At 66.1% G+C, this 20,317-nt stretch carries 19 protein-coding genes; 7 read left to right on the forward strand and 12 right to left on the reverse strand.

Going from position 1 to position 20,317, the window contains the following annotated elements; all coding sequences use genetic code 11:
• The first annotated feature begins 21 nt into the window (after window positions 1-21).
• Window positions 22-1,182 carry a CAF17-like 4Fe-4S cluster assembly/insertion protein YgfZ gene (ygfZ, locus tag ACNS88_RS08000; protein ID WP_435095521.1) on the forward strand — a complete coding sequence of 387 codons (1,161 nt, stop codon included), beginning with the start codon at window positions 22-24 and terminating at the stop codon, window positions 1,180-1,182.
• A 390-nt stretch (window positions 1,183-1,572) separates the two neighbouring features.
• On the opposite strand, the gene ACNS88_RS08005 is transcribed toward ygfZ, so the two are convergent.
• From ACNS88_RS08005 to ACNS88_RS08045, 9 genes are all read right to left on the reverse strand, one after another.
• Window positions 1,573-2,748: an inorganic phosphate transporter gene (locus tag ACNS88_RS08005; protein ID WP_435095524.1), complete on the reverse strand. Its 1,176-nt coding sequence runs from the start codon at window positions 2,746-2,748 to the stop codon at window positions 1,573-1,575.
• 1 nt (window position 2,749) lies between these two features.
• Window positions 2,750-2,878: a DUF7859 family protein gene (locus ACNS88_RS08010; RefSeq protein ID WP_435095527.1), complete on the reverse strand. Its 129-nt coding sequence runs from the start codon at window positions 2,876-2,878 to the stop codon at window positions 2,750-2,752.
• 327 nt (window positions 2,879-3,205) lie between these two features.
• On the reverse strand, window positions 3,206-3,724 hold the full coding sequence (locus ACNS88_RS08015) for a metallophosphoesterase (protein ID WP_435095530.1): 519 nt from the start codon (window positions 3,722-3,724) through the stop codon (window positions 3,206-3,208).
• Between the two features lie 183 nt (window positions 3,725-3,907).
• Entirely contained in the window at window positions 3,908-8,149 is a 4,242-nt protein-coding gene (locus ACNS88_RS08020) for an LAGLIDADG family homing endonuclease (protein ID WP_435095533.1), read from the reverse strand.
• Window positions 8,150-8,254: 105 nt separating this feature from the next.
• Window positions 8,255-8,509 carry a hypothetical protein gene (locus tag ACNS88_RS08025; protein WP_435095536.1) on the reverse strand — a complete coding sequence of 85 codons (255 nt, stop codon included), beginning with the start codon at window positions 8,507-8,509 and terminating at the stop codon, window positions 8,255-8,257.
• 53 nt (window positions 8,510-8,562) lie between these two features.
• Window positions 8,563-8,697: a hypothetical protein gene (locus ACNS88_RS08030; RefSeq protein WP_435095539.1), complete on the reverse strand. Its 135-nt coding sequence runs from the start codon at window positions 8,695-8,697 to the stop codon at window positions 8,563-8,565.
• 53 nt (window positions 8,698-8,750) lie between these two features.
• Window positions 8,751-9,698, reverse strand: a complete 948-nt coding sequence (locus ACNS88_RS08035; RefSeq protein WP_435095542.1) for an electron transfer flavoprotein subunit alpha/FixB family protein — start codon at window positions 9,696-9,698, stop codon at window positions 8,751-8,753.
• Window positions 9,698-10,486 carry an electron transfer flavoprotein subunit beta/FixA family protein gene (locus ACNS88_RS08040; protein ID WP_435095545.1) on the reverse strand — a complete coding sequence of 263 codons (789 nt, stop codon included), beginning with the start codon at window positions 10,484-10,486 and terminating at the stop codon, window positions 9,698-9,700. The genes ACNS88_RS08035 and ACNS88_RS08040 overlap by 1 nt, the downstream gene beginning before the upstream one ends.
• A 96-nt stretch (window positions 10,487-10,582) precedes the next feature.
• A complete protein-coding gene (locus ACNS88_RS08045; RefSeq protein ID WP_435095548.1) occupies window positions 10,583-11,890 on the reverse strand; it encodes a helix-turn-helix transcriptional regulator in 1,308 nt (435 codons plus the stop codon).
• Between the two features lie 169 nt (window positions 11,891-12,059).
• Between ACNS88_RS08045 and ACNS88_RS08050 the strand changes: the two genes are divergently transcribed.
• Complete coding sequence (locus ACNS88_RS08050; protein WP_435095551.1) at window positions 12,060-13,406, forward strand: Ig-like domain-containing protein; 1,347 nt, start codon at window positions 12,060-12,062, stop codon at window positions 13,404-13,406.
• Window positions 13,407-13,456: 50 nt separating this feature from the next.
• Window positions 13,457-14,089 (forward strand): type IV pilin N-terminal domain-containing protein, encoded by a 633-nt coding sequence (locus ACNS88_RS08055; RefSeq protein ID WP_435095554.1) that lies wholly within the window; start codon window positions 13,457-13,459, stop codon window positions 14,087-14,089.
• Here the strand turns inward: ACNS88_RS08055 and ACNS88_RS08060 are convergent.
• A complete protein-coding gene (locus ACNS88_RS08060; protein ID WP_435095557.1) occupies window positions 14,058-14,681 on the reverse strand; it encodes a methyltransferase domain-containing protein in 624 nt (207 codons plus the stop codon). The genes ACNS88_RS08055 and ACNS88_RS08060 overlap by 32 nt on opposite strands.
• A gap of 123 nt (window positions 14,682-14,804) precedes the next feature.
• Between ACNS88_RS08060 and ACNS88_RS08065 the strand changes: the two genes are divergently transcribed.
• On the forward strand, window positions 14,805-15,599 hold the full coding sequence (locus ACNS88_RS08065; protein WP_435095560.1) for a DUF6663 family protein: 795 nt from the start codon (window positions 14,805-14,807) through the stop codon (window positions 15,597-15,599).
• 21 nt (window positions 15,600-15,620) lie between these two features.
• Here the strand turns inward: ACNS88_RS08065 and ACNS88_RS08070 are convergent, their stop codons facing one another.
• Window positions 15,621-16,595, reverse strand: a complete 975-nt coding sequence (locus ACNS88_RS08070) for a C-terminal binding protein (RefSeq protein ID WP_435095563.1) — start codon at window positions 16,593-16,595, stop codon at window positions 15,621-15,623.
• A gap of 196 nt (window positions 16,596-16,791) precedes the next feature.
• Here ACNS88_RS08070 and ACNS88_RS08075 point away from each other — a divergent pair, with 196 nt between their 5' ends.
• On the forward strand, window positions 16,792-17,070 hold the full coding sequence (locus tag ACNS88_RS08075) for a DUF7536 family protein (RefSeq protein ID WP_435095933.1): 279 nt from the start codon (window positions 16,792-16,794) through the stop codon (window positions 17,068-17,070).
• Between the two features lie 21 nt (window positions 17,071-17,091).
• Here ACNS88_RS08075 and ACNS88_RS08080 read toward each other — a convergent pair whose 3' ends face one another.
• A complete protein-coding gene (locus tag ACNS88_RS08080) occupies window positions 17,092-17,373 on the reverse strand; it encodes an ArsR family transcriptional regulator (RefSeq protein ID WP_435095566.1) in 282 nt (93 codons plus the stop codon).
• Between the two features lie 326 nt (window positions 17,374-17,699).
• Between ACNS88_RS08080 and ACNS88_RS08085 the strand changes: the two genes are divergently transcribed.
• Both ACNS88_RS08085 and ACNS88_RS08090 read left to right on the forward strand, forming a co-directional pair.
• Entirely contained in the window at window positions 17,700-18,008 is a 309-nt protein-coding gene (locus ACNS88_RS08085; RefSeq protein ID WP_435095569.1) for an EMC6-like membrane protein, read from the forward strand.
• Between the two features lies 1 nt (window position 18,009).
• Window positions 18,010-19,830 carry a ribosome biogenesis/translation initiation ATPase RLI gene (locus ACNS88_RS08090; RefSeq protein WP_435095572.1) on the forward strand — a complete coding sequence of 607 codons (1,821 nt, stop codon included), beginning with the start codon at window positions 18,010-18,012 and terminating at the stop codon, window positions 19,828-19,830.
• Window positions 19,831-20,317: the final 487 nt, after the last annotated feature.

Genomic DNA, 20,317 nt, shown 5'->3' on the forward strand with positions numbered 1-20,317 from the left:
CTCCCTCGACTGTTTACCGATATGACTCTCGTCTCCGACACCCACGACGCCCACGGCGCGGTGTACCGCGACCGCGGCGACCATCAGGTGGTCGACCACTACGGCAAGCCGGAGCGCGTCGGCAAGGCGGTCCGCAACGTCGTCGGCGCGATCGAGATGGGGTACGGCGTGCTCGCTGTCACGGGCGATGACCGCGTCGAGTTCGTCGACAACGCCGTTTCCAACCGGATCCCAGACGCGGACGGGCAGGGCGTGTACGCGCTCCTGCTCGACCCGCAGGGGGGTATCGAGACGGATATGTACGTGTACAACGCCGACGAGCGGTTACTCGTCTTCCTCCCGCCCGAACAGACCGAGTCGATCGCCGAGGACTGGGCGAGTAAGGTGTTCATCCAGGACGTGACGATCGACGACATCTCCGCCGATCTCGCCGTCTTCGGGGTCCACGGACCCAAATCGACGGAGAAAGTCGCCTCGGTGCTCGGCGGACCGGGCGCGCCCGAGAGACCGCTCTCCTTCGTCCGCGGGTCGATGGTCGACGCCGGCGTCACCGTGATCGCGAGCGACGCGCCCCTCGGCGAGGAAGGGTATGAGGTGGTCTGTGCCGCCGAAGACGCCGAAGAGGTACTCGACACCCTGATCAACCGCGGGCTCAACGCGGCTCCGTTCGGGTACCGGACGTGGGACGCGCTCTCCGCGGAGGCCGGTACGCCACTCTTCGAGTACGAAATCGAAGGGACGGTGCCGAACGTTCTCGGGCTCCGCAACGCCCTGGACTTCGAGAAGGGCTGTTACGTCGGCCAAGAGGTCGTCTCCCGCGTCGAGAATCAGGGACGACCGAGCCGCCGGCTCGTCGGGCTCGACCTCGACGGGCTCGCCGACGCGACCGCCGAGATCGACGGCGATGTCGACCCGGAGAGCTACGACGAGATTCTGCCGTCTCCCGGCGCAGCCGTGTTCGACGGTGACGAGGCGGTCGGCGAGGTGACTCGCGCGGCGGTCGGGCCCGCCGCCGGCGACCCGATCGCGTTGGCGCTCGTGCAGTTCGACGCCGACCTCGCCAACCCCACCGTGCGCGTCGACGGCGAGGAGGTCGCGGCGGCGCTATCCGACCTTCCCTTCGCGTCCGTCAAGGGGAGCGCGCAGTCCGCGCGGCTGCCGACGTACCCGGGCGACGAGTAGGCGGACCGCGGTCGCCGTCGCGGTCGGCGCGTGCCTGCGAGCGCCCTACGGGCGCGAGTCAGCAGGCGCGAGGTCGCCGGCGCGTAGCGCCGGCTGCCAGAGGGACCGAAGGTCCCTCGCTGGACGCGGTGAGCGCTCGAAGAGCGCGAACCGCGAGGCTGGGGAGGTGTGAGGCAGCGGTGCGGTTGCGGTCGGGTGGGACTCAAAGGGGCAGTCGCGAGGACGAAGCACGGTGACACGAGGACCGCAAGGAACGAGCGGAGCGAGTGACTGAGGACCGCAGCGAACCACGCGAGTCGTCGCGACTGGGGCTTTGGAGGTGTTCACCGCCGATCCACTAGTAACTGTCATTTATAAATGAACACCGCCGCCCGACGGTCCAGTTACCCGTTACAGCACGAACTGCACGGCGGTGTACACGCTGAACCCGAGCGCCAACGATCCCACAAGCGACGCGATCCACGCGAACACGGTGTATCCCATCTTCGCCCGACTCACGCCCGCGTCGCCCGCGGCGTAGCCCGCGCCGACGATCGCGGAGACGATGATCTCGTTGAACGAGACGGGAATCCCGAACGCGACGGCGATCTGCGCGATGGCGAACGACGGGATGAGCGCCGATATCGACCGCCGCGGTCCCATCGACGCGTAGTCCTGCGAGATCGCTTTGATCATTCGCGGCGCGCCGGTCCACGACCCGATGAGCAGCCCCGTCCCGCCGCCCACGAGCAGCGCCCACAGGGGCACCCCCACATCGCTGAAGATCGGCACGAGCGGGCCGATCGCGAGCCCGACCTGCGAGCCGCCGGCCGAGAAGGCGACGAGCCCGCCCATCGCGAGGAGGAACCGCCGCTGTGCGCCCTCGCGGTCGCGACCGAGGTCGGCGTACACCGCGACCGCGACGACCGCCGCCACCGCGACCGTGATCAGGGGTGTCCCGATCGCACCGACGCCGAGGCTGGGCCCGAGCGCCTCTGACAGCGACGCCTGCTCTCCGGGGGGGCCCAGCAGCGCGAACCCGACGTTCGCGACGATCGCACCGACAACCCCGGCGAGCGCGGCGGTGAGCGGCCGCTGGGGAAGCTTCTCACCGATGAGCCCCCGCGCGACGACGTAGGCGACGCCGCCGCCGACGAACGGGGTGAGGACCCACAGCGTGAGGATCTCGGAGTACTTCGGCCACGCCGGGTCGCCGCCCATGGCGAGTCCGACGCCGACGACCGCGCCGGTGACGGTGAACGCGGTCGCGATCGGGTAGCCGGCGAACACGCCGACCGCGACGAGCGCGGCCGCGGTGAGCAGCGCGACGATGGCCGCGCCGGCGGTGAGGGTGACGCCGCCGATCAGCTCGGTCCCGACCGCTTCTGTTACGTTCGCGCCCTGCAAGATTGCGCCCATCAGACCCAACACGCCGACGACGAGCCCCGCGCGCATCACGGAGATGGCGTTGGCGCCGACCGCCGGAGCGAACGGCGTCGACCCGGAAGAGCCGGCGCCGATCGACCACGCCATAAAGAGGCTTGCAGCGGCGGCGATACCGAGGGTAGCGACAGTTGCGACGACCATGTTACTGCTGCCCGTCCTCGTACCCTTCGCGGAGCCCCGTCAGGGTGCGCCGGACGAGGAGGAACCCGAAGAAGAAGAACCCGAGCAAGGCGATGAGGATCACGACAAACAACGGTTCAACCGGGGGCATACACTCGAATCCGTCGGGACGGTGTTATGCGTTTCGGCAGGCCGGCGATCCGCCGGTTCCGGTCGCCGGTTTCGGGCGCAGCTGTCTGGTAACTAAAACGCGCTTTTGTGTCTAAGCTACCTATAAGCTATCACCGACGCAAGGTGTCAATGCGACCCCCGCTTCGGCCCTCAACTCCACCGCGATCGGTCACCGACCGGCGAGCCGCGACGGCACACAGCACCCGCCCGCTCGGGTCTCTCCGCACCTCCCCACTCCCCTTCTGCTCCCTCGATCGGCGGGGGTCACTTCGCCGGCGATCGACCCAGCGTCCAGTCAGCGCACCGACTACGGCGCGATCCGGAACTCCTCGAAGACCTCGCCGTCCGGTGTGACGAGCCGTCCGTTCAGGGCGCCATCGCCTTCGGACGCGGGTTCGAGCTCCGCGTGTGCCGGTCGGTTCCCGCGCGGCTGCGCGTGGCTCCCGGGATTCAGTATCGGGAGCGCGCCCGAGTCGTCGAATCGGGGGCGGTGGCTGTGCCCGCAGACCAGCGCGTCGGCGTCGCGCTCCCGACCGAGCATCACGAGTCCGGTGTCCCCGCTTCGGTGTCGGTGCGTGACCGTGATTCGAACGCCCGCGTACTCCACGGTCAGCACTTCGGGGAGCCGGTCGCGGATCGCCCTGTCGGCGTTGTTCCCGTAGACGGCTCGCAGTCTCCGGGCGGCCGACTCGAACGCGTCGAGCACCGGCTCGCGGTAGAAGTCGCCTGCGTGGACGACGAGGTCGGCCTCGCGGACCGCCTCCGCGGTCCGGCCCTGTAACTTCGTCTCCTCGCGCGAGTGGCTGTCGGAAACGACGACGAGCATACTTGCTGTCGGTGCGCGTCCGATTTAAAAAGCGCGTCTGATAATGGCGATCCCCGTTTATAAGTGATCGACAGACTCGGCGCGCGCACCCGCCAAACGGGTAGCGGGCAACCAGACGTGATCTCTCACCCGCACCACAGCGGGACGGGCACCCCTCACACCAATCTCGATGCCCGAGTTCGTCTATTCCTCCAAGGAGAGCGACGCGAGCAGCGACTCCAGCTGCACCTGCTCGTTGGCCCCCTCGGCGATCCGGTAGTCGGCCTCGCCGATCCGCTCCATCAGCGCGACCGCCTCGCGCTCGCTCAGATCGAACTCCCAGACGGAGCGGTGAAGCTGGTCGATCACGTCGCCGCCGGCCATCCCGGTCTCCGTGAGGAGCGTGTCGAGCGTCGCCCGCGCCCGTGCGAAGTCGCCCGCCAAGGCGTCCGTCACCATCGACTCGATCTCCTCGGGCCGCGCGGTCGCCGTGATCGCGTACACCGCCTCCTCGTCGACCACGTCGCCGGTCGTCGCCGCTGCCTGGAGGGAGTTGATCGCGCGGCGCATGTCGCCGTCGGCGGCGTACACGAGGGCGTCGACGCCCGCGTCGGTTACCTCGATCCCCTCCGCCGCAGCGATCTCGCGGGTCTGCGCGGCGACGGCCGCGTCCGAGAGCGGCGAGAAGCGGAAGACGGCACAGCGCGACTGGATCGGGTCGATGATCTTCGACGAGTAGTTACACGAGAGAATGAAGCGGGTGTTGTCGGAGAACTGCTCCATCGTCCGGCGAAGTGCTGACTGGGCGTCGTCGGTGTTGTGCGTCAACACGCCGTTCGCGAGCATGAAGTTGGGAGTGTCCTCCATGGTAATGTTGTACGCCTTGCCGCGATGGCTGTACTCGATGCTGTCGATAGCGACCGTCTGAACGCTCTGTAGTCCGCCGTCCGTGACGACCGCCGGTTCGAACTCCTCTTTCTCGTAGTGCTCGTGGTGAGGCATGGCGCCGTCACCGACGACGACGTAGGTGTACTCGTCTCCGTACGTTTCGAGGAATTCCTCGACTTTCTCGGTCTGTCCCCACAGCTCGGCGACTCCCTTGACCTCGATCACCGTGTCTCCGAGTAGGAAATCGGGATGGTACACGGAGTCGGACAGCTCGAACGCCGGTTCGTACTCGTACTCGATGCCTGCCTCCTGCAGCGCCTTTGCGACATCGTACTCCCAGTCGGATCGAACGAGGTGTCCGAGTTCGTCGCTGTGTCTGATGTTGCCGCCGGTCGGTTCGTGTCCTTTCAGCGCTTCGGACACCTTCTGTGCGACTTCGGGATCACGCATCGGGTTATTGTCGCCGCTGATGTCGCAAACGGGGTAGTCACAGTTTTCGACGCTCTTGTCGATTACCGCCTGCCGCTCGTCGTCGTCCAGGCTTTCCCACCACTCGACCGTGGCCGCACCGATGTCTGCTTTCACCTCGTCGGGGTCCGCATCGACGACCCACTCCTCCCACGACGTTCCCGACCGCATCTCGCTGATCGTCTCACGAAATTGTTCGACCGTTTCTTCGTCCATCTCCATGACGTGGACCCCGTGGAAATCCCCGCCGTAATTCGGGTTGTTGCTCCCGGCGAAGCGACCGTCAGAGAGCTTTTCGACGATCTTCTCTCGTCGCTCGTCGGACCATTCGGTCCCGTGCATCGGGTTCCCGTCTCCGCGCATCTTCCGGCTGTGACCCTCATTTTCACACGCGACGGAACAGAATCGCCCCGTCGTCCACGACTCGCAAATCTCGCACCGAGACACCCCAATTTCGTTTTTGAAGTCCGAGATTTCGTCTCCCGACGATAGTTCTCTGAGCTCTTTCTCTACGAGTCTCCCGTCTTCGCCGACCACGAAGAACGGGTGAGTCGGACTCGCGATCGTGGTTCGACCGTCTTCCAGTTCCACTTTGAGGAAGTCCGCGGTACCAGAGTCGACGAGTTTCCCCTTGTCGGACTGTATCTTGTTGGTCTCGAAATCGACGGACGGGATCGGTTCTCCCTCGGTGCTCACCTCCTCGATCGGTTTTATTTCGGGCTTCGACGGATACCCCGTAACGACCTCGGTTCCCGGCGGCACACACAACGAGTCGGCCTCATCAAGAAACACGATCCGGAAGTCGCCGCCGAACGACGAGCGCGCGAACCCCTTGATCCGATCGCGCACCACGTCGATGCCGCGCTGGTCGGAGGCGTTCAGTTCGAGGAAGTTCCCGCGCCAGTTGTCGTCGCCGTACACCTGGCGGGCGATGGCGGTGGCCGCGGTGGTGTTGTGCATCACCGTTGGAACCTCCCCGGCGACGTAGTTTCGCGTCCCCGGCACCGTCAGGTCGTAGACGCGCTCGTTGGCCGCCACGCGCTCGACCGTCTCTACCTCGTCGTACAGCAGATCGGCGTTCGCGATCCGAGACGCCGTATCGAGGAGTTCGACTGTCTCCAGCGATAGCCGATCCGCGGCGATCTCCCCGAGGCGATCTGCGACCGCTTCGAGACGGGTAAGCGAGGCCAACATCGAGTCATCCGAGCGAAGGAGATTCGTGAGATCGGGCGTCTCGATCCGTAGCTCGTCCACGATCTCGGCGTACTCAACACCGAGCAGGTCGATACACTCACTCAGCTCAACTTTCACGTGATCGATTCGCGCATCCGCGACAGGCCGACCCAACTCGCCGAGGATCCGTATCACCCGATTCGCTTGGGGTGTCCGACGCCCGTCGCTGTATTCTAAGAGTCGGTCCGAGCGCGCACCGACCTCCTCAGAGATATCGTTTCTCGTTTCGATCGGGGCAAGTTTCTCACGGCTCTCGATCCATCTCGCCGGCACCGTCGTCGTCGCTTCGAGTTCCGGTTGGATCGCTTTGAGTCGTTCGAGTGCCCGCTGCGTGTCTTCAATTTGTTCCGTCGCAGCGTCAACTACGTCGTCGAGAACGGAACAGTAGCGCTCTCGTCCGGGTGATTTCGGATCGAGGCTCTTGGGGAGGTGTTCGGTAATCGGGATATCGAGGCTCCGACAGAGGTCTCGAAGAACAGCCTGTGTCGGGATCGTGTCGTAGTTCGGGTTCGCTTTCTTTTCTGCGTGCTTGGCAAGCCGATCGGACTTGTGTGTGATAGAGAAACCGATCGCGTCTCTGAACCGCCGTAGGTCCCGTGCTCCCGAGATGTACAGCGCGTGGTACGTCCGCGTAATATCTGACCCGTTGGTCGCAGACTTCCGGAGTTCCTTCCGCCGGGTGGAGATGCCGAACGTCGTGAGAAGGTACGAAAGGAGCGTGATGTGATCGGCGTTTCGCTGCGTCAGTTCGATCCGTCCGCCGGCGTCAACGTGCGCCTCGGCGTCGAACATCGCCCGCAGGAACGCGGCGCGCGCGTCGTCTTCGGCCGTGACGAGGGATGAACCGATTCCCTCATCACCGCTTGCGCTCGCGAACGCGTCGAACACCGACTCCAGATAATGCGTCAACGTTCGGGAACCGATCGCAACGTAGGGGACATCCTTCTGTACTCCCCGTCTCGTTTCCACGTCGAGCACTCGGTGCGCAGTCGACTCGAACGCGTCGAGCAGGTCTTGGTCGGTGTTGTAGAACTTGATTCGTCCCCCGTCGATGCTGGCTTCGCTGATCGCGAGGCCGACGAAACGCGCGAGTTCTGGCGTCATGCTCGTCGGTGGAGTAATCGATCGGGACCGGCGGCCCTGTCTGACGTATTCGATCGCTTCGACGCCGTTCACCCACGTGTCCACATTGGCAGTCGTTGCGTGGAGCGTCGAGAGAGAGACCGTCCGATCGAGGTTCAATCGTTCCGCGGTCTCTCCGTCTAGCGTCACCTCTGTCCGCTCTGGGTGCATTTCGTCGTACCATCGCAGCGTCGGTTCCACCGTCGAATCAGATGTCGGTGCCGGCAGGCGACCGGGTCGAGCGATCCGATCGCCGTCCGACAGCTCCCTGGCAGGAACCCACTCGAACCCGCCGTGGGTGATAACTCGGAGCTTGTGTTCCGGCGTCACTCGAAACTCGGCACCGTCCCGTGTCGTCACTTCGACCAGTTCTTCGGCTCGCTTTCCGAACACGTGCGACGGTTCGACGTACTCGAAGCCGTTTCGGTCCGTCATCGTCGCGATTCGAAGCCCGCCTTCGGGTTCGTCGAAACCGTCCGCGTCACCGACTACATCATCTATTGGCCTGACTCCGGCGTCGGTCAAGACCGGAGTGTCTCCGGTCACACACTTTCCGACGCCAGCAGGACCACTGAAAAGAAGATGCGGGATGTCGTCCTGCTCGATGTAGCTCTGGAGCCGTTCGACGATCGCCTCCTGCCCGTGGATGTCGTCGAGCGACTGCGGCCGGTACTTTTCGATCCAGATCGCCCGGCCGGTCGCGGTCGCAGCCGTCTGCTCGTCGCCCTCGCTCATGCCGGATCGGAGGGTCGGCGGGGTGATAAACGCCCCGAGACTCGGTCGCGTTGGGCGGCGGCGGCAGGCGGTGGAGGTAGGCGGCTCACGGTGACGCGCCCAGTGTCAGTCGCTTCGCGAGAGCCGTTGGAGCTCGTAGGCGAACACCCAGATACCCATCAACACGCCGACGGGCACGACGATTTCGGCGATCTCCCGTGAGATCGGCAGCTCTGCGACGTCAACGAGCAGGTGCGTCGTCGCTGCGGCGACCTGCGCGAACAGTTCGTACTCCTCGCGGACCGTGTCCGTCAGCATCGACCCGACAACGAGCGTCACCATCGCGGCGACGCCGTGGATCGCCCCTCGGATATGTGGCATGATCGTCATATCCGCGACGACCCTCATAGGTGTTTCTCCCTCCCTAATGTCTCCTACATCCGCTGTCGGATCGCCTCCCGAAACGCGCCCGCGGCGTCGGCGCCTGCCTCCGATTCTCGCAGGGGCGCACTCGTGACGGCGTCGACATCGGGGCCATCGTGAGTCGACGGCGGCCGCAGTCGGGCCATCTGGTACTCCGGCGGAGCTACAGAAGTTGCCGCCGGAACGGGACCGACCCCGCCTACGCGAACTCGTCGATGAGCTCGGGTACGACCTCGAAGAGGTCCCCGACGATACCGTAGTCGGCGATGTCGTAGATGGGCGCGTTCGGGTCGGTGTTGACCGCGACGATCGTGTCCGACCCCTTCATGCCGGCGACGTGCTGGACCGCGCCGGAGATCCCGATTGCGATGTACACGTCAGGCGTGACGACCTTTCCGCTCTGTCCGACCTGGCGGTTCTTCGGGAGCCATCCGTTGTCGACGATCGGGCGAGAGGCAGAGAGGGTCGCGCCGAGCGCGTCGGCGAGGCCCTCGACGACCTCCAGGTTCTCTTCCTCCTCGATGCCGCGACCGACCGAAACGAGCACGTCCGCCTCCGAGATGTCGACGTCACCGCCGGCGACCTCCTCGAAGCCCGTGACGCGTGCGCCCGACTCGGGATGGTCGACCTCGACGGCCTCGACCGGCGCGTCGCCGACGCCCTCTGCGGGCCCCCACTCACCGCCGCGGACGGTGAGCACGAATCGGTCACCGGCCACGTCGACGGTCGTCTCGACCTTCGAGCCGTACATCTCGCGGGTGACGGTCAGGCCGTCGTCGTACTCGAAGCCGATTGCGTCCGTCACCAGCGGGAAGCCGTGCGCCTCGGCGACGGCGGGCGCGTAGTCCAGCCCGTTGACCGAGTTCGGGACCAGGACGGTCCCCGCGTCGGTCTTGTCGAGCAGCGCGCCGACGGCTGACTGGTAGACGTTGTGATCGAACTCCTCGCCGTTCGCGACCGTGTGGACCGCGTCTACGCCTTCGCGGTTCAGGTCGTCCGCGAACTGCTCGACGTCGCCGCCGATCGCCGCGACGTGGAGGTCACCGCCGCGCGCGTCGGCGAGCTCGCGCCCGGCCGTGATCGCCTCGTAGGAGACGTCTCGAAGCTCCCCGCGCCGGTGTTCCGAGACGACGAGCACGTCGGACATCACGCGCTCACCCCCTTGTCGCGGAGGACTTCAGCGAGACGCGATGCGCTCTCCCCCGCGTCGCCCTCGATGATCTCGGCGTCCGACTCGCTCTCCGGCTCGTACATCGACGTGATCGCCAACGCGCTCTCGACGTCGTCTGTCGACAGCCCGAGGTCCGCGAGATCCTTGGCGTCGATCTCTTTGCGCTGCGCCTGCCGAATACCTCGGAGGCTCGCGTACCGCGGCTCGTTGATCCCGGTCTGGACTGTCAGGACGGCCGGGAGATCCACGTCGGTCAGCTCTTCGATACCGCCCTCCAGCTCTCGGTGGACGTGGGCGACGCCGGCGTCCGCGTCGACGTCGAGGTTGTTAACCACGGCGGCGTGCTCGAAGCCGATTCGGTCGGCGAGCGCGACGCCCGTCGCGCCGAACCCGGTGTCTGCAGCCTGCACGCCGCCGAGCACGAGGTCGGGCTCCTCCGCTTCGACGACCGCCTCGAACGTCGTGACCTTCGCGGCCACGTCGGCGAAGCCCGCCTCGAAGGCGTCGTCCCACACCCGCACGGCGCGATCGGCGCCCTTCGCGAGCGCCATCCGGATCGTCTCTTCGGTGCGCTCCGGCCCGATGGTGACGGCGACGACCTCGTCCGCGATCCCCGCCTCGGCCAGCTGTACCGCCGCCTCGACCGCGTAGTCGTCCCACTCGTTGAGGTCGTACTCGAGGTCGGACGTCGCGATGTCGGTGCCCTCGATTGCGAAGTCGTCGTCCGGCTCCGCGACCTCCTTGACTGTCACCAGAACTTTCATGATCGATGCTTCGTCGTTCGACCTGTAAGAGCTTTCGGAACAGCTTACCGCGGGCTCGCGGTTTCCGAGTTCGCTTCCGATCTCTCGCTGTCGGCCTCAGCTTGCGGAGCCGTCTTCGTCGCCGCTATCGTCTCTTTTCTCCTCGGTTTCGTCCTCGTCGTCCGGGATCGAAATGAGGTTCTCGCGCCCGAGTCGGAGCTTCTCCACTCGACCCGACTCGGCCATCGCGGAGAGCAGCTGTGACACCTTCGCGTCCGACCAACCGGTCTCTATGACGATGTCGGCCTGCCGCATCCGTCCACCGTTGTCCTCAACGAGGCGCTCGACGCGCTCCTCGTCGGACAGCAGCGACGGGTCAACTCCTTCCGATCCCTCGGCTTCCGCGTCGTCGGCTTCCGACCCGTCACTCACCGGGTCCGGATTGCCGGAGGCACCTACTGCGGCGGCGCGCTGTCCGCGCTCGGCGGCTCCGCCTCCGTTGCTGTCGATGTCCCCGTCGGTGGCGCTCTCGTCGACCCGAGAGGCGGCGCCGTCGCCCATCCGCCGATAGCCGATAACGCTCCCGGCGATGAGCACCGCGGCGACGACGATCGCGGCCGTGAGCATCGTCCACGGGGGACCGATCGTACCCGCGGGCCCGTAGACGATTACGACGGGATCGCTCTCATCGAACAGCTGCGCTCCCTCGATGATAACATCGCCGTCCGACAGCTGCGCCACGGCCGTGCTCGGTGTCCCCGTGACGGTGTACCCCTCCGGCGTCGCTACTTCGATTGTCTGTCCGGCCTCCAGCGAGCGCAGCCACGTTCCCTCGTTCGGGGTGGTGAGCGCGTCGCCCAACACCAGGTTCTCACCGTCTTCGTCGAGGAAGTCGGTCCAGACGAACGTCAGTCGGAGTTCACCCACCGCCGTCGTCTCGTCGTTCGCTACGTCGAACGAGGCGGGATCATCGTGGACGACGACCCCGCGGTCGACGTCTTCGATCCGCATCGTCCGGTCGATATTTCGGCTCGCCTCGCGGGCGAACCCCTCAAACATCGCCGCGTCGGGACCGACCTCGCCGTCGAGGAACTGGTCGCCGGCGGCGTTGAACGCCGCCCGGTCGGTTTCGTCGGCGAGCGCATATCGAACCGAGACGGTCCACTGAGCGTCGCGGTCCGGTGTCAGCTCGATCCGTATCCGCGTCGCCGTGGTCGGCTCGAACGGTTCATCGATCTGTTCGAAGACCGACGAGTCAACGGCTGACAGGTCGACAGTCGATAAATCGACGGCCGAGGGCTCGGTGTCGAGGGAGGGCGAAGCCGAGGGCGAGAGCGCGTCTCCTGCCACGGGGGCGGTGCCGCTCGCAACGAGCGCGACGGCCACCAACCCGACGAGGAGAGCGCGAGACGGGGCGTTCCGCATACAGATCATCGCACTCAGGCGCCGGGCAAAACGCTTTCCATCGTTCGTTTTGGATGGTCGTTTCGGCTGTCCGACATTCGCTACCGACGATCGCTCGGAATGCCGGCCCGAGGACCCGTGCCGGCTCGTTGAGGTGGCTTTTTTATATCGCGACGTGAACTGCGATTGTATGAGAGCCCTCCCGATCACCCTCGCGGTGCTGCTGCTGCTCGCCCCGATCGCCGGTGCGGTGTCGTCGGCGGCCGTCGCAGGGGCGGTCGCCGACCCGACGACGGCCGCTGATTCAGCCGCTGACTCCGTTTCTCACAACACCGGTTCGGTCGTCGAAGCCGCTGATCCGGCCTCGAAGAGTACCCTTGGCCAGATCGACACCGGCGGGAGGGACCGGCCCCAGGTCGATCCGGCGAACCTCACCTTCCGGACGCTGTCCACGCCGGGCGAGATCGACGCGCGCGTTGGGTCCCCGACCCGCGGTGCGAACCTCGGCTCGTCGATCGGCTTTGCCGTCGACGAGACTGACGCCGCCATGGAGACCGCCGCCGTCGTCCAGCGGATCGAGACCGCCGAGACGAACCCGGAACGGCAGCGCCGGATCCTCACCGCGATTAACCGCGTTGAGCGCGACGAGGTAACGCTTAACAGCCGACAGGCGGAGGCGTTCAGCGCCCACGCGGCCGGCAACCTTTCCGACCGAGAGCTCCTCAACGAGCTCGTCCGCATCGCCGCGACCGCCCGCGAGTACGACGAGCGACTCGATGAGATCGACGCGCTCGCCGCAGAGACGGACGGGTTCAGCTCTCCGACCCGACTCGACGAGCTCCAGGTCGCGCTGCAGGTGTATGAGGGCCCCGTCCGTGAGTTCGCGCTTTCGGCCGCGCGCGGTGAGGTGTCGGCCACGGAAGTGTACATCGAATCCAGCGATCGGTCGGTCGTGCTGACGACGATTATCGACGGGGAGTACGTCCGCGAGGTCTTCCGGATCGACCGGTGGGACCGCGGGGGCGGAGCGATCAGCAACGACGAGGCGATCAACGCCACGTCCGCCGCCTACCCCGAGACGGCGTCGCTCCGCGAGCCCGACGCCTTCGGGGCCGGCTCGGTCCAGCGGATTACCATCCCTCACGAGTTCGGCCTTCTCCGCACCTTCGTCAGCGGCGGCACGAGACAGGTGTTCGTGGAGCACCAGCGCATCGCGCTCGACGCGTTCCCCGACGCCGAGTCCGTCTCCGAGACCGGTGACGGATTTAACATCACCGTCGACCGCAGCTACGCCGGCGCCCCGGTGACGGTGACCGTTCGCGACGAGGAGACGGGTCGGCCGGTCTCCGATGTCACCGTCACGAAGAGCGTCGGTGGCGGCGACAGTCAATCGATCGGCACCACCGACGCGGACGGCGTCGTTCGGACGCTCTCGCCGGCGGAGTCCTACCGGGTCACTGTGGTCGACGAGCCGCGCGCGGTCTTCGTCGACGACCTCCAACCCATCGCGACGCCGCGCCCGGTTGACGACGAGTAGAATCCATCGCCCGCCCGGAGGTTTTTCCCGGATCCCGCGGCAGCCCCTCCGTGCCCATCGACACCGATACCGATCCGCCCCAGGATCCGACTGCCGACTGTGACCCCCCGACTGAGGACCGATCGACAGACCCCAAATCGACAGCCGACCGCTCCGCTCGCGCGCTCACACCGATCGCCGGCGTCCTGCTGCTCGCCATTACGGTCGTGCTCGCGGGCGGTGTCGTGACCGCGACGCTCGGCGCCCCGCCAGAGCCGGCACCGACGGCCTCGCTGTCGCTGTCGGCGACCGACGACCGGATCACGGTCACGCATCGCGGCGGCGACGCGCTCGACGCGAGCGAACTGGAGGTCCGAGTACGCGTCGACGGCGAGCCGCTCGACCGGCAGCCCCCGGTCCCGTTCTTCTCGGCGGCGGGGTTCCATCCCGGGCCCACGGGCGCGTTCAACGCCGCGACCGACGGCGACCTGCGCGTCGGTGGGTCGGCGTCGTTCCGGGTTGCGGGGACGAACGAGCCGACCCTTGAACCCGGTCGGACGGTCACCGTCGACATCTCGGTCGACGGGCTCCCCGTTGCGACGCTGGAGACGGTCGTCGAACCCGGGTCGGAGAACAGGGCGAACCGGGCGAACTGGGCTGACCGCTGCGCGGCTACTCCTCGGGAACCTGAGCGACCGTCGTGATCGCGCGCGGGCTCTGCGGGGTCGACCGCTGGATATGGTGTTCGTACGTCTCGTAGCCGGCCGCATCGAACATCCGATCGGCCTCGTCCTCGTCGTAGAAGAGCATGATCGCGTCGGCGACCCGCTGGAGGATGCGGTTGTGCGGGTAGTCAGGGCCGACGACGAGCACCTGCCCGCCCGGCTTCGCGACGCGGCGGAGCTCGCGGAGCCCCTCGATCGGGTTCGGCCAGTACTCGATCGACCCCGAGGACCAGACGATGTCGAAGGTGTCGTCGCGGAAGGGGAGCCGCTCGGCATCGCCGCGGTAGAAGTTCACGAGGTCGTGTTTGCCGAACTTCTCGAACGCCTTCTCCATTTGGTGGACGCTCTGGTCGAGTCCGTGGACGTCGTCGGCGTGTTCGAGTAGTCCCTCGGTGCCGAACCCGGTCCCGCAGCCCACGTCGAGCACTTTCGGATCGTCGCCGAACTCCAGCCACGAGAGCGCCTCCGAGCGCATCTCCTCGTTCCAGTTGACCCAGTTGATCTTGTCGTACACCTTCGAGAGATACTTGTAGAACAGGCGGGCGTTCGACTTGTTCTCGAGGATACCCATTTACCGGTTAGTTGGGTCGCCCGCCCCATAACGATACGGATCCCGGCCGGTCGATATCCGCTGTTCTCTCGTCGCGCGCTCCCGTTCCGACCGGCTTTTCCGCTCGCCGCCCGACAGTCCACTATGGAACCGACGACGAGCGGCCGCTTCCGCGTCCACGACCGCCGCCCGCGACCCGATATCGACGGGACCGGTCCGTCTGACCCCGCCGAGGAGTTCGTCCTCGTCGAGTACCCGGAGGGGACGATCGATCCGACCGCTCCCGACGCCGAGGACCGGTTCGATCCGCTGTACGCCGCCGCCGAGGGGTACGAGGGGACCTTCGCTGACCGTGTGGCGTCGCTGGAGCCGGGGTTCGTCGTCGACGCAACCTTGGCGTGGACCGACGGCTCGGCCCGCTTCGATGACGTCGAAATCGTCCGTGAGAGCCGGTTTCGATTCGCGGACGACGTAGAGGGAATGTTCGAGGCGGCGGTCGACGCGTGGGACCAGATCCGGGCCGCGGGCGAGGCGGTCGGCTCGATCACAACCCGGTCGAACGACGGCGACCCGAACGGCGCGCTGTATCTATTCGCCGACGCGCCGGGAAGCGACGCGTTTGCCGACCTCCAAGCGGGCCGGCTTCCGATCGAACCGCTGGTCGCGCGTGTTAACGAGTCTCGCGAGGACGACGCTCCCCGCGAGGTGTTCGTTCTCCGTCCGGCCGCCCACGACTTCGTCGCCGTCTACGTCGTCTTCGACCGGGAGGGCGTGCTAGCCCAGACGGTGCGCGACACATACGACCTCGGTCCCGGGCTCGCCGCGGGGCTCGACGACGGTGCGCTCGACGCGGCCAAGGCGGGGTCAGACGTGGACGGTGAGAGAGACAGCCTCAGTGACGACGACGAGGACGGCTTCGACGCCCTCGACCGGCTGTAGCCTGTCTCGCGGTGTCACCGCTTACAGCCAGTCTGCGTCCGGATCCACTCGGCCGTCGGGCGTTTCGCCGTTGAGCACGGCGGTCACGTCGGCGGCGCCGCTCCGGTTTAAGTCGTCCCGGGCCTCCTCGCTGTACCACGCCGCGTGCGGCGTGACGACCGTGTCGTCGCGGCCAACGAGGGGGTCGTCCTCGGGGGGTTCGTCGGCGAACACGTCGAGGCCGGCGCCCTTGATCGCCCCCGACTCCAGCGCGTCGAGCAGCGCGTCGGCGTCGACGACCGCCCCGCGACTCACGTTGACGACTACCGAATCCTCGTCGAGGCGACTGAGCGCGTCGGCGTCCACCATCCCCCGAGTCGCGTCCGTCAGGGGGGCGTAGACGCCGACGTGGTCGGCGCGGTCGAACAGCTCGTCAAACTCCGCCTTTTCTACGCCGTACTCAGCCATCTCGTCGGCCTCGACGAACGGGTCGTAGGCGACCAGGTCGGCATCGAACCCGGCCATCTGCTCGGCCGCGCGCTGCGCGATCGGCCCGAACGAGACGAACCCGATCGTCGACGCGCTCACGCGCCGGACCGGGCGACCGGCCTCCCAGTTCCACCCGCCTGCGGCGACGTGGTCGTCGTACTCCTTCAGCGAGCGGAGGCAGGCGAGAAGCAGCGAGACGGAGTGGGTCGCCACCTCGTCGGTGCAGTAGTCGGGGACGCGGGTGACGGTGACGCCGTTGGCGGCGGCGGCATCGATGTCGATGTTGTCCACGCCGACCGCCGACCGGACGACGACTCGGAGGTCCAGCTCGTCGAGCGCCTCCGCAGTGACTGGCGTGTTAATATCGGTCACGACCGCGTCGGCGCCCGCCGCGGCCTCGATCAGGTTCTCGGTCGACCCGAGTTCGGCGACTTCAATCTCGACGGGCTCGTCGATCGCTTCGCCGAGGACTTCGCGGTACGTCTCCGGATCGATCATCGCGAACGCCGACAGCACGACTTTCGTCATACACCGCTGTTACTCCTGCTCCCACTTGACGGCTTTCTTGCGTTGTCAGGTCTTGAGACACCTATTTTCGATCGTGATGAACCGTGTGTCTCGCTCTCGACTTTCGATTCTCCACTTTCGATGGCTCTATGCGCGCGCGCTCGCAAGGGCGCCCGTGAGCGACGATACTCCGGCTGACGGATCGACCAAGCCGCCGATGCTCGTTCTCTTGGAGTCGCTGGCGTTCTACCGGAACGTCCGCGTCGGGCTTGTCGCCGGTGCGGCCCTCGCGGTACTCCTGTACGCGACCCGGACGCTGGAGCTACTCGGCCCGGTGATCGACCTCCGGGACTATCCACTGTTCGGTCCAGACGTGTGGTTCCTGCTGTTGGCGTTCGTGTTGGCGGCCACGTTCGCGCTGCTGGTCGCTATCGCGCTCACCGTCGCCGAGGCAATTCGGGGAGCGCGAGACGTATCGGGCGAGAGCAACCGGTAGAAGACCGAGGGATCGGGGCGGTTAGTCGGCGGTACAGGAGGCCTCGCTTTCGTCGTCGGTGAACTCCTGTGCGGGTTCGGTGAGCGTGTAGAGGTTCTGTCGCGCGTCAGCGAAGTACACGTCCTCGTCGACGACGCCGATTCCCTCCAAGCGTTCGAGCGCGTAGCGGACGGTTCGAGCCGACAGCATCGACTCTTGGACGATCCCCTTCTGGGTTAACGGTCCCGTGTACTCGAGCACCTTGAAAACGAGCTTGGCGCTCGGCGGGAGGTCGTCGAGCCCCTCCGTTTGGGTTCCTTCCATCGTTACGAATCGAAACCACACACCGTCATAAATGTTGATGCGTAACCGCGTTCGATCGGGGATCTTGTTCTAGATACCAGTGTTTATTGCCGGTTACCGGCGCAATTTGCGGCAAAAAACGTTGGTACTGCTCCGATCGACTGACCAGTCAGTCAGCGGCGGCGCTCGCGCGCGCTTCGATGAACCGGCCGTCTGCGGGGATCGACCTCGGGCGGTGTCTCGGCGGTTCGACGCGAGTCAGACCCGTCAATCTCGGTCGGTGGAGCCCCGAGCGGTTCGCCGGACGGAACGAACGGCTTTTCACGTGCGCTCGCGGATCGACTGGTATGAGCGACGACTCGGGGATATCGGGCCATACCCGAAGCGTGGTCGTCACGACGATCTGCTGTCTCGCGGGGATCGCCGCCGGCGTTACCTCGGCCGCGTATGTCGGGACGGATCCGGTTGACGCCGCCAGCACCACCATCGTGCTGGTGATGGGCGCGTTCGTGCTCGCCCAGTACCCGCTGTACAAGGTGATTGGCGTGAGCGACTTCGGCGCTAAGGACAACCTCTACGTGGCGTTTCTGACGTTCACGCTGTGGTTCATCAGCTACACCGTGCTTGCGACGTCCGGCGTCGAACTGGTGATCTGAGATGGCCGACGACAGTATCGCCGTCGTCGACCTCGACCGGTGCCAACCGGACCGGTGTAACTACGAGTGCATGAAGTACTGTCCGCCCAACCGGACGGGCAAAGAGTGTATCACGAAGCGCGGCGAGGACGCGGTCGAGGGCGATCCGGACCAGATCCACATCTCCGAGGAGATCTGTCTCGGCGAGACCTGCGGGATCTGCGTCGAGAAGTGCCCGTTCGACGCGATCGAGATCATCAACCTCCCCTCCGAACTCGAGGAGGAGCCGGTCCACCGCTACGGTGACAACGCCTTCTCACTGTACGGGCTCCCGACCCCGGAGCCGGGCAACGTCACCGGCATCCTCGGGCCGAACGGGATCGGAAAGTCGACGGCGGTCCACGGGCTTGCCGGCGAGATGGTCCCGAACCTCGGTGACCACGAGTCGGAGGGCGACTGGGACCGCGTCCTCGACCGGTTCCGCGGGACGGGGCTCCAGAACTACCTCAAATCGCTGAAGGAGGGCGACGTGACGGTCGCGCGCAAGCCGCAGTACGTCGACCAGATCCCGAACCAGTTTGACGGGAACACCCGCGAGCTGTTGGAGCGCACCGACGAACGAGGTGCGCTTGACTCCCTCATCGATCGGCTCAACATCGCGCCGGTGATGGACCAGCCGATCGACTCCATCTCCGGCGGCGAACTCCAGCGCGTCGCCATCGCGGCGTGTCTGGCCCGCGACGCAGACTTCTACTTCCTCGACGAGATCACGCCGTACCTCGACATCGGGCAGCGGATGGTCGTCGCCCGGCTCATCCGCGAGCTGGCGGACGACGATTCCGCGGACCGGTCGATGCTCGTCGTCGAGCACGACCTCGCCATCCTCGATCTCCTCGCCGACACGCTCCACGTCGCGTACGGGGAGCCGGGCGCGTACGGGGTCATCACCGACCCCAAGTCGGTCCGCAACGGGATCAACGAGTACCTGAAGGGATACCTCAACAACGAAAACATGCGGATCCGGCCGTCCGCGATCACCTTCGAGGAGCACGCTCCGCGGGTCGCCTCGCGCAGCGAGACGCTGATCGAGTACCCCGACCTCTCGAAGTCGTACGGCGAGGGCGAGTTCGAGCTGCACGTCGAGGGCGGCGCGATCAACCGCTCCGAGGTGCTCGGCATCGTCGGGCCGAACGGGATCGGGAAGTCGACGCTCGCGAAGCTGTTCGCGGGCTCGCTGGAGCCGGACGAGGGTACGCTCGACTTCGCGCTCGACATCGCGTACAAGCCGCAGTACATCGACATCGACCAGCCGATGCGCGTCGACGCGTTCCTCGCGTCGATCACCGACGAGTTCGGCAGCTCCTACTGGAACACGGAGGTCGCCCAGCCGCTCCAGCTCGACCGCGTGATGGAGCAGAACCTCACGGACCTGTCGGGCGGGGAGCGCCAGCGGGTCGCCATCGCTGCGTGTCTCTCCGAGGACGCGGACCTGTACCTCCTCGACGAGCCCTCTGCCCACCTCGACGTGGAACAGCGGGTGCGCGCGACGACGGCCATCCGCCGGTACGCGGAGAACCACGACGCGACCGTGATGGTGATCGATCACGACATCTACATGATCGATCTGCTGGCCGACCGCCTGATGGTGTTCGACGGCGAACCGGCCGAGCGCGGGCATGCCACGCCGGCCCAGGAGATGCGCGACGGGATGAACGAGTTCCTCGCCGACCTCGACATCACGTTCCGACGCGACGAGCGGACGGGTCGTCCCCGCATCAACAAGCCGGGATCGCAGCTCGACAGCTCACAGAAGCGCGACGGCGAGTACTACTACTCCGGCTAGTCGTTCGGCGAATGCCTCGCAGCCGTTAGTTGACATCCTCCCCGCGCTGAAGCGCGAGGATTCCCACGGCACCGTACCGCTGGGTTGGGATGGTTACGGTTTGTAGCGGCCTCGAAAGGCGGCTACTGGCTGTGCCAACCAGCCGTTACTCCTATCCCGGCATGGGATTCAGAGATACTTTTACTGCTTGCATCCCGAAATCCAAACGCAGAAAGGGATGCTTTCTGCGTGGAATCGAGCAATCCCGATATTGTCCAATTAGGTGGGCGGACGGGCCGCCTCGGTTACCTGTTAGTACGACGACCACTCACGTAAAATACCCGTCTGAACGTCAAACGTGGTTGGCGTGGAGTTTGTCGGACTCATCCCCGCGCTGAAGCGCGAGGCTTTCTCCTCGAACTTCCGTAAGTGTCTCGCGGTCGTTACGGTCTGTATACTAAAGCCCCACTAGCGTCTCCCGTCCGTGAATGCAGTTGGTCCTCATCGA

Origin of the sequence: Halorubrum shenae, assembly GCF_051194165.1 — an archaeon.
In the GTDB taxonomy this organism is placed as follows: Archaea; Halobacteriota; Halobacteria; order Halobacteriales; family Haloferacaceae; genus Halorubrum.